Raw genomic sequence first — 9,139 nt, forward strand, 5'->3', positions numbered from 1 at the left:
TGACTATTTTGTACCCCATTATTGACTATTTTGTACCCCATTATTGACTATTTTGTACCCCATTATTGACTATTTTGTACCCCATTATTGACTATAAAATTAAAAATTGATAGAATATAGCATAATAGGAAACATAGTAAAAGGTAAACAAGATGGTATCAAATAGAAAATCCAGTAAAATCTATGAAGAACTAGCTTCTCGTCAAAATTATTTAGTTGTCCAGGCGAATGACTTGGCCAAAGCTTTTGGTAATTTAAAAGCTTTTGAACACAAGGTTTTAGACTACTGTTTTTCATCTGTAACGAAAGATAGTAGAGTCGGTGATGTCTTTACGGTTCATAGCCTTGACATTATGAAGCACTTTGGATTAACTAAAAACGGTCAGAATTATAGACGGATTGCAGAAGCTTTTTCGAGACTTAACGAGAATACAGCCCTATATATCCCTGAAACATTGCCTGACGGTAGACGTTCAATAATCATGACTCAACTTTTCAGCAGAATAAGATTTATCGAGGATGGCCTTGTAGAGTTCAAATTCTCTGAAGATGCTGGACCTTTAGTTTTTGAGTTGAAAAGAAACTACTACTCTTTCCATTTGGATGAGTTAGGAAATGTGAAATCAAAGTATTCTTTGATCTTGATGAAACTTTGGGAAGCATATCGCTTAGGAAATCGAGAATATACAACCATTAAGGGAAGTTTAGAGGAGTGGCAAGATTGGTTCTTGGGTGAAGAGAAGTCATGGCCTGCAGGTTTGTTTAAGAGGAACGCTCTAATGGTGGCATGCGAAGAATTAGAAATGAAATTCAACGCTGATATAGATTTAACAACTGTAAAAAAAGGACGAAAAGTTATCGGGTATGAGATGGTAATTAGGGATAGACGGATGCCAACCACTGCAGATGTAATCATAGAGGCAGAGAAAGCATCACATCAGACAGACATCTATGATTTTTTGTAATTTGAACTTATATTAAAAATTGAGGCTTGCGTATGCAGCCTTTTTTCTTTGAGAAAGATAGAGATTGAAAAAGAGTTCGTTAACTCATTGGTGCTACTAGCTTTATAGCAATATTGCGCTGAGGTGGTTAATTATTTTCTAGGATGAGAAACATATTTTGTAAAAAATGTTGTTGTAACTCCTTGATATTGCTTGATTTACAACGAAATAGGAATGAGGTGGTTAATCGTTTTTTTGACTGAGAAACATCTTAGGTAAAAAATGTTACTGTAATCCCTTGATGCTGCTTGATTTACAACGAAATAGGAATGAGGTGGTTAATGGTTTTTTAGGTCGAGAAACATAGTGGTTCAAAAGAAGAACCGAAAACCCACGTCCCTGTAAGTGTAGAGTCGAATTTAAAACAACGTGACTTTATAGGGGTATTACCTCTACTTTCACTATGTTTTAGAATATGACTAAAATTTGAACTATAAATTGAACGTGCTGTAGCTGCTAAAAATGAGTTGATTTTTGAGAAGAAACCGTTTTCGGCTATCATAGTCCGTTTTGGGCTATGATAGCTTTGAATGTGAAATGAGGCGTGATAAAATATATATAAGAAACAAACAAGGAGCGTATAATCAATGCCAAAATTAAAAAAAGATCAAAAAGAGTATATAGCAGTTATACATCATAATAGCGATTTGCCAGACCATTTTGATCTAGGACCGCTATCTAAGCATGAAGTAGAGATTGTTTTTGGAATATTAGAGATAATACATGATAGATACTCACAAGAGAGCATAACTATCTCATATTCAGATATTGCAGCTATATCAGAATATGCAACTGAACTTTACGAGAATAATACTAATAATCAGTTTGAACATTTTATAGATAGTATTAAATTCAGAATGGTCTCATATAAACAGTTCATAGGACCTGAAGGTCGAAAACATATGGCCTTTAATGATTATATTATTTTTTTGCAGATTGACAAAAATCATAGTAGTCAAGAATTAACACTTTATGTATCAGAATCAGTCTATCAAGATGAAATAAAGGACAAAAATGGGAATCTTATCCAAGAGCAAAGAAGAATTGCTGATTTATTTCGTAAAGAAGATTGGTCTGAAATACAAGTATATGAAAAAGTGAAAGAAGGATACTTGATAAAAATAGAGAAGAGAAAATGATTTATGAACGCTAAAAGAAAACAAAGAAAAAGCAAAGAAAAAATAGAGCAGATCCCAAAAGATGTAGTGGCTTATTACTTGCCAAGTCCAAATGGTGCAAAGAAGATATATTTTACAAGAGACACAATCTTACTCATGTATCATTTAATTCGCTTAAGGTATTTTTCAAGAGAAATGATACTGGATCAGTATTATATCCTTACGGGTAAAGAATTAAACAACAGAACACTGTATTCCTTCATAGGAAATAGCAGAATGCCCCTCAGTCACTTTGAAGACAATTATAGAATAGGTAAGACTAAGTTTCTATATGTTCCTAAGTATTTTGCTGACTGGTTGTTAGATATCATTCATGAAATACCAGGTCTTACTGAGCTGACAAAGGTAACAGAGTTTAAAGGTTCGCATTATAGCCTTAAGACAAACAAAATGATTGGTGGTAAAGATGGTATCAGAAAAATACATCTACATGATTATCATACAAGAAGATTAGCTCTGAAAATCGGTAGACGAATAGTTGAACAGTGCACAGATTTATCACCCAGAGAATTGAACATCACTTACTTTTTTCCGTTTAACCGAAAACTTATTTCACTTGTCCCAGATGCAGTGATCTTTGTTCGAGGCCAGAGGTATTTAATTGAGTATGACAGGAATACAGAGCCTCACTTCAAGCTGCTTGGGAAGATAATGGGATACTTTCAAATGAAATATTATCGAGGAGATACAATTTTCTTTGTCTTTGATAATATTTCAGAGCCAAAAGATAATCGTCTGCATGTACGCATTGTGAATTTTATTGACAATTTATATACCGTACCTTTTGGAGACAGTGGCTTTTCTTACTACGAGAAAACACAAGAGAATAACGTAACCTTGTTTGCATTACCAGAGGTCAATGCACTGTCTCAAATCACAGAGGCCATCATGCACGATATAGTGATTGATGAACGTCAAGAAAACGAAAGATTATTAGAGAAGTGTATGACAGAACGTATCATGCCTTACGATATAGTATCGGCTGAATTAGTGGAAGAACCTGATAGTCCATTCTCTTTAATCTTGACCTACATAGATGATTATTTTGACAAAGAAAAAATGCCCCTTGTAAAATTAAACTATGGTGACGTTAGCAACCCTGATTATTTTGAAAAACTCTACGAGAGATACAAAGATGATTATGCTATGGTTGGGTTAGTATTCTCTTCAGAGATTACAAAACAATACTACAATATGCCTCACAATTATTTTCTCATGAGCCTTTATATCCGATAATAAAAGTAAAAAAAGAGAGTACTTAGTTAAGTCTCTCTTTTTTATTTATTGAAAAATTGAATTAAAAATAACAAAAGGGGATAGAGAGTCTTGTAATATATGAGAAAAAGGTGCGCAAAATTGACCCCATATTACTTTTCTCTTTGGACTAGATCCAAAAAATCCTTATTTTTCTCAAGTAGAATGCACGAATGAGTCTGTTTTAAAATGGCTGCGGATAAAGATTTTTCAAAAATGCGCTCTATCCTACTTATTACTCCTGATATTTTTGGAGCAGTTAGTGGTCTTCTTTTGAAGTCGAGAAATAGAGAATCACTAGTATTAGTAGTTACCGATTTCTCTCTTTCTTTAATGTACGGTGAGATATAGTGGATAAATTCACTTAAAATAGGTTTCTTAATCCGTTCACCTTTAGGAGATGTAACTATTAGCGTCTGTTTGTGTAAGTCAATATCTCTATAAGTAGTTTGCGCTAATTGTTCAAGATCAACTCCAGTTCCAGCAAGTAAAGCGATGATTGCTAAATCCCTGTCTTTATTTTTCAGCAATTTAGATGAGCCTTCTTCTTCATCAAGGAAGAAGTCATAGGGACTCATAGGTTTCTCATTCTTATCAATTTCATCAAAAAAGTATAGCATAGATGGCAAATCATAATGAACTACTCGTACTGTGTTCCCTGCTCCTCTTTTTGATGAAAAAATAGAAAGTATGCCATACTCATTGATCCATTCGTTCATAACATTGCGGTAGAAGTATGGGGCTTTTCTATCACCTGAGAATGATACAACAGTGTAGTAGTTCCAGAATGAGTTTAAGACACTAATAAATCGTTTTTTACCGTCTGGTTTTAGCTCTAAAGAGTTGACATAATCTGCAACAACTTCTACAGGTGTTTGCTCTAAATCATCCATGGTTAATTCATTGGTAGACTTTTTAAGATGGTTACTCGCGTAGAAATCAAGGAATTTTTTCAAGCTATTTAACTTACGGTAGTTGTATAAGTCTTTTGTATTTGTAGTAAAAAAATAATCTACATATAATCGAACGGCAGGAGACCAAAATCCCTCTAATTCGTCATATTTTTTCTCTAATTTTGTCATGATTTCACCTTGCAATTTTATCTATTACTAGATTAACAGAAAATCATGGGCAAATCAAAGTATGATAGGAAAACTTCCTGTTTGAGGAAAACGAAAAAAAAATTACAATTTCAAGCGAAATATCAATAAATTCACGATGTCAAATTGACAAAAATGTGTAAATGTGATACAATATGTCAGTGTTTAATTAACGCAATTAATGTTTTAATTAACACAAATAATTTTCTGAAGAATAAATTATTACATAAAAACTCCCAAAAAAATTTTTTGGAAGTTTCGTTACTAGATTTCGATTTGTAAATTATTGGCGTAATTTACAAATATGATTCATACACTCTTTTGAGTGGATACTATTATTGACGATTACGATTGTTTAACTGCTGTCGTAATCGTTTTTTTATTGTCATTTCAACACTATCTAACATAAAACGCGAAATAAATGCAGAATTACGACTAAGTATTTTCAACAACAAATCAAATGAGTCTTCATGCTGTTTAAATAACATGAATAAGAATGCACTTGATAAAACAAAAAGAGTGAGCCGCCTCCATTTCCATTTTTGTTTTTTTGTGTATTCACACGTTAAAAATGAAGATTTGTCTTGTTTTTTCCGTTTATCATAGATGGAGTATAAACGTTCCATCAATGAGGGAACTTCAAGAATCAACGTAGTAGCTAATAGTTCACTAAAAAATACAGATGTGATAGTGATTTTTATTACTACGTTAATAATCTCGCTGAATAATTTTTTAATTTCTATATCCATAGAAACTCCTTTCTTATAAAAGAAAGAGGTTATGAATCAGCGAAATCTAGCTAGAGACATGGAGCTTCAATGAAGAAGAATATCATATCTCAATTGTATTTTAACATACCAAATCTCTATAGTCAATAACTCGAGAATACACAATATTTACTACTATTAAATAAATTGATTGTTGAGCTTAAAATTCAAGCGTTTCAGGATTTTTAAAAAATTCAAGAACTTCTCAAGATATAATTTAACCATGAAAAATTTAAAAGAAAAAAATATCCAAAAGGTAATCTGGCATATGCAACGGCAGTGTGGTCGATTAGCAGAAATATCTGATGCAGCAGCCATAAAAAATGAATTGTTCTATCTACAAGCGAGCATAGATTGTTTAAATCGTATTTTAAATGATCAAGCTCCATACCCAGGGATTGATCGCGAAGAAGTTTTTTAAAAAAATAGGCTATCTTCCAGAAGTAGAAAGCCTATTTTTTATGAGATGCTTGAGTGCTTACGCTTTCAATTTGTCAAATTTTGCTTTGACATTTGCCTTGAATTCTTCAAGTTTAGCCTTGCGTTCGGCTTTACGTTCAGCCTTCATTTGTGCACGTGCCTGGTTGTAGAGGTCTTCTTGGACTTGCAGAGCTGCTTCGATTTCGGCTACGACGGTTGCTACATCCCAACGCACGATTTGGGTGTCGTACTTGGTGAAGTAAGCATCGATGACTGCTTCGTTGTCTTCTTGCACCAAGGCAACAACGGCTGTTTCACCGTTAGTCAATTTCTGAGAAACAACGTCAATCAGGCCAGTTTCTGCCGTATCAATGGTATCACCAGCAGCCAAACCATAGAGGCTACCCATACCATAACCAAACAAGACGCCGATAGGACCACCCAAAAGCCCGATAACTGAACCGAGCAAGCCACCTTTTAGGGCTGCATCCGTCGTTGAATCTTCAAAGTCATAGCGTTCTTTTTCAACGATATGACCGTTTTCATTTTTGACCAAGGCGATTTGAGCAACCTTGGTCGTCTGAGTTTGGCGGAAAGCCTTCAAATCCGCAAAGGACTGATAAGCTTCGCTTTCAGTGCTAAAGATTGAAACTACTAGATTTTCCATAGTTAATACCTCTTTTCTAAAAATTACACATACATTATAACAAAGTTTTCTTTTTTTTGAAACTACTTTTATGCGACAATTTACATGATATGTCGCAATTTGTCAGCGTCGAAGGACTGGTGCAGGCAGCGGTATATCCTTGCCATATCTCGGGCCAGACACTCTGGCGACTCTGAGTGATTATCAAGAAAGGCGTCCAGCAACATCTTAAAGCCACCCGTGCAAAAAGTCAATAAATGGTGTCTTTCCTACAAATCCCCACCACTGATAGGGGGTACGAACATACACGAAAGTATGGCTAAACCCATGATACGTATAATGACGGTTGAACTGATTAATCCCTATATCCGTCATGTGGAACATAGCACGTAGTACCTGGGGCGGAGTAAAAGTAGTCGCTAGCGATCTTAAAGTTGTCGGTGACTAAGCATGGAAAAACAACATGAAGATTGACTACTTCGCTGTAACATCAAAGATGTCCCATCATAAAAGGTACTAGAAGAGATACTGCTTATTACTCAAGATGGGTTTGCCCTAAAGTCTCTTAAACAATAAGGTGAATTTTGAGATGAACTTTTCAAAAAAACAACTTTCCGAAAAATTGGTCTTTTTCGGAAAGTTTTAGAGTGTGGCTAAAAACAGCATAAACCGTTGGGGCTGTAAGGAATTTTAGCGATAGATTATCCGCCCTCTAAACTGAAATCAGCTCAGAATGACTATCTCAGCATCATTTTTTGACAATTTATACAGAAAAATTATCAACGAGAAAAAAAATAGCTTGAAGAAATCTGTCTTTTTGTGTATAATATACACAAAAAGATGAGGTGATTTAAATGGCTATTACAACTACAAAAGCAAGATTGAATCTAAGTATTGACTCTGAATTAAAACAGGAAGTCGGTGAGGTCTTAAACGAGATTGGACTTGACTATACTACAGCAATTAATTTATATTTCAATAAAATCAGACGTGATCGTAAAATTCCATTTGAACTTGAAGCACGAAAAAATTTAACTGTCGATGAATTTCTTGGTTCAAATTGGCGTGAAGGTTTGGAAAATGTAGAGGATGGTTGGGATTGAGTTATAAAGTTGAATTGATACCTGAAGCACAAGATGATTTTTATAAATTAGATAATAGTCAACGTCTTCATGTTAAAAAGTCACTTATCAAGTTAGAAAATCAAGGAATGCTTGCCGGAGAGGCTCTTCACGGTAATTTAGCAGGTTACAGGAAGTTAAAACACAAAAAACTGGGCCTGAGAATTGTTTTTCATGAAACTGTCAATGCAATTGAAATTATTGAAGTCATTGCTATTGGTAAGAGAAGTGATAACGAAATTTATACAATTTCTGAAAAACGTATAAGAAACAGATGAATTTATTTTAGCCAATCTATATAAAAGAAAAAACGTCCACTATCCCCCTAAAGAAATTGAAAGCAAATGAGCTAAGATAATTGATCACAACCTACCGAGCAGGATAGAAAGTGAGAGTCGTGAGCAACTTATTTGACCTCTTCTTCAGCGTTATGGCAAATGTATTAGCATATTTCATTTGTGAATAGTTGGACGACGAGGATAGTCGGCATTTAGCCTCAAAATACTCGTTAATCAAAAAAAGAGCGTAAAAATCCCTAGAGGACTGTTGTCTTCTAGGGATTTAGTGTGTCCTTGAGCTGTTTGTTCGAGGACTTTTTTATGTATATAAAGTTAAAAAAGATGAGATGTTCAAAGCTATTCCCAAAACTTCCACCATCTCTTCGCTTTCTGTTCAATCAGCAACTGATTATCTTTCTGAGTTGCCAAAATAATCGTATGCAGTTGCTCAATTTGCTTCTTGTAGTCGTCTATTTGAGTTTTAAGGTCTGATATACGCTCATCTTTCTCTTGTAATACATTTGTATTATCTACGTAGTCGCTTGTATTATCCTCTTGGAAGAGTACTTTTCTAGCATATGAACTGATCGAATCTCCAAGTTCTGCAGCTCTTTCCTTTAATTCTTCTTTTTCTTCAACGCTCATCCTGATATTTAGGACAGTCATTTTTTCAGTCAAAACTTTCACCCCGTTAACTAATATAATACATATTATACCACACAGTATTATTTAATAATACACCATAATACAAGAAAAACTGAGTTTTTTGACTAAATTTCTTTAGTATATCTTTAGCAGTGAGCACATGATAAAGATTAAATTCTTTTAACATGCATTTTTAGCCCTATACTGCGTTTTATAAGTTTAGCAAAGGAAAAACTACTGTAAATACTCAAGGATGCTGTTAACGGCCAAAATATGGCTTCTGATGATGTCTTAAATGTGGGATGGTACAAAAAACGTTAAAAACTCAGTTTTTCTCATGATGCGATCATATATGCAGAGGGTCTTATGTAAAACTATAGAAAAATAGGAAGCGAAATGTATTTGACTTCCTATTTGATATTGAAGTTTAGATTTTAGTCTAATATATTTGTAAGTGGTTAGATAGAAAATAGTGAACTGAGTGAAAGATTTTTTTATTTTTTAAAAATAAAATATAGATTTTTTTCTTAAGAAGATACTTTCTAATTTACTTTCTAATATACTTTATATTACTTTATAATACTTTGTCGACCTTAGAAACTCAGTAATATCAAGGGTTTGCAGATAAATAATTGACTATTTTGTACCCCATTATTGACTATTTTGTACCCCATTATTGACTATTTTGTACCCCATTATTGACTATTTTGTACCCCATTATTGACT

Annotated in this window: 10 protein-coding genes; 6 read left to right on the forward strand and 4 right to left on the reverse strand. The window is 33.8% G+C overall.

Features of this window, described 5'->3' with window-relative positions; all coding sequences use genetic code 11:
• Positions 1 to 152: 152 nt before the first annotated feature.
• The 3 genes from B7696_RS00175 (at position 153) to B7696_RS00185 (ending at position 3,418) form a co-directional block, all read left to right on the forward strand.
• Entirely contained in the window at positions 153 to 965 is an 813-nt protein-coding gene (locus B7696_RS00175) for a replication initiation protein (protein ID WP_000254441.1), read from the forward strand.
• Positions 966 to 1,591: 626 nt separating this feature from the next.
• A complete protein-coding gene (locus B7696_RS00180) occupies positions 1,592 to 2,143 on the forward strand; it encodes a hypothetical protein (RefSeq protein WP_001125257.1) in 552 nt (183 codons plus the stop codon).
• A 3-nt stretch (positions 2,144 to 2,146) separates the two neighbouring features.
• Complete coding sequence (locus B7696_RS00185) at positions 2,147 to 3,418, forward strand: hypothetical protein (RefSeq protein WP_084861476.1); 1,272 nt, start codon at positions 2,147 to 2,149, stop codon at positions 3,416 to 3,418.
• A gap of 131 nt (positions 3,419 to 3,549) precedes the next feature.
• Here B7696_RS00185 and B7696_RS00190 read toward each other — a convergent pair whose 3' ends face one another.
• Entirely contained in the window at positions 3,550 to 4,518 is a 969-nt protein-coding gene (locus tag B7696_RS00190) for a tyrosine-type recombinase/integrase (RefSeq protein WP_000163596.1), read from the reverse strand.
• 353 nt (positions 4,519 to 4,871) lie between these two features.
• Positions 4,872 to 5,285, reverse strand: coding sequence for a hypothetical protein (locus B7696_RS00195; protein ID WP_000350619.1), 414 nt, complete (start codon positions 5,283 to 5,285; stop codon positions 4,872 to 4,874).
• A 241-nt stretch (positions 5,286 to 5,526) separates the two neighbouring features.
• Here B7696_RS00195 and B7696_RS00200 point away from each other — a divergent pair, with 241 nt between their 5' ends.
• Positions 5,527 to 5,724 (forward strand): hypothetical protein, encoded by a 198-nt coding sequence (locus tag B7696_RS00200; protein WP_000793101.1) that lies wholly within the window; start codon positions 5,527 to 5,529, stop codon positions 5,722 to 5,724.
• A 57-nt stretch (positions 5,725 to 5,781) separates the two neighbouring features.
• On the opposite strand, the gene B7696_RS00205 is transcribed toward B7696_RS00200, so the two are convergent.
• A complete protein-coding gene (locus B7696_RS00205; RefSeq protein ID WP_000429534.1) occupies positions 5,782 to 6,390 on the reverse strand; it encodes a DUF1269 domain-containing protein in 609 nt (202 codons plus the stop codon).
• An 833-nt stretch (positions 6,391 to 7,223) separates the two neighbouring features.
• On the opposite strand from B7696_RS00205, the gene B7696_RS00210 reads away from it, so the two are divergent.
• Together B7696_RS00210 and B7696_RS00215 are read left to right on the forward strand one after the other, a co-directional pair.
• Complete coding sequence (locus B7696_RS00210; RefSeq protein WP_001018847.1) at positions 7,224 to 7,472, forward strand: type II toxin-antitoxin system RelB/DinJ family antitoxin; 249 nt, start codon at positions 7,224 to 7,226, stop codon at positions 7,470 to 7,472.
• On the forward strand, positions 7,469 to 7,768 hold the full coding sequence (locus tag B7696_RS00215) for a type II toxin-antitoxin system RelE family toxin (RefSeq protein WP_003015041.1): 300 nt from the start codon (positions 7,469 to 7,471) through the stop codon (positions 7,766 to 7,768). The genes B7696_RS00210 and B7696_RS00215 overlap by 4 nt, the downstream gene beginning before the upstream one ends.
• A gap of 357 nt (positions 7,769 to 8,125) precedes the next feature.
• Here the strand turns inward: B7696_RS00215 and B7696_RS00220 are convergent, their stop codons facing one another.
• Positions 8,126 to 8,446: a plasmid mobilization protein gene (locus B7696_RS00220; protein ID WP_008295520.1), complete on the reverse strand. Its 321-nt coding sequence runs from the start codon at positions 8,444 to 8,446 to the stop codon at positions 8,126 to 8,128.
• Positions 8,447 to 9,139 lie beyond the last annotated feature (693 nt).

Origin of the sequence: Streptococcus mitis, assembly GCF_002096815.1 — a bacterium.
GTDB lineage: Bacteria > Bacillota > Bacilli > Lactobacillales > Streptococcaceae > Streptococcus > Streptococcus mitis_AD.

Excerpts from the sequence above, each read along its gene's own strand:
- B7696_RS00175 (WP_000254441.1), top strand. The coding sequence starts at position 153 with ATGGTATCAAATAGAAAATCCAGTAAAATCTATGAAGAACTAGCTTCT.
- B7696_RS00180 (WP_001125257.1), top strand. The coding sequence starts at position 1,592 with ATGCCAAAATTAAAAAAAGATCAAAAAGAGTATATAGCAGTTATACAT.
- B7696_RS00185 (WP_084861476.1), top strand. The coding sequence starts at position 2,147 with ATGAACGCTAAAAGAAAACAAAGAAAAAGCAAAGAAAAAATAGAGCAG.
- B7696_RS00190 (WP_000163596.1), bottom strand. The coding sequence starts at position 4,518 with ATGACAAAATTAGAGAAAAAATATGACGAATTAGAGGGATTTTGGTCT.
- B7696_RS00195 (WP_000350619.1), bottom strand. The coding sequence starts at position 5,285 with ATGGATATAGAAATTAAAAAATTATTCAGCGAGATTATTAACGTAGTA.
- B7696_RS00200 (WP_000793101.1), top strand. The coding sequence starts at position 5,527 with ATGAAAAATTTAAAAGAAAAAAATATCCAAAAGGTAATCTGGCATATG.
- B7696_RS00205 (WP_000429534.1), bottom strand. The coding sequence starts at position 6,390 with ATGGAAAATCTAGTAGTTTCAATCTTTAGCACTGAAAGCGAAGCTTAT.
- B7696_RS00210 (WP_001018847.1), top strand. The coding sequence starts at position 7,224 with ATGGCTATTACAACTACAAAAGCAAGATTGAATCTAAGTATTGACTCT.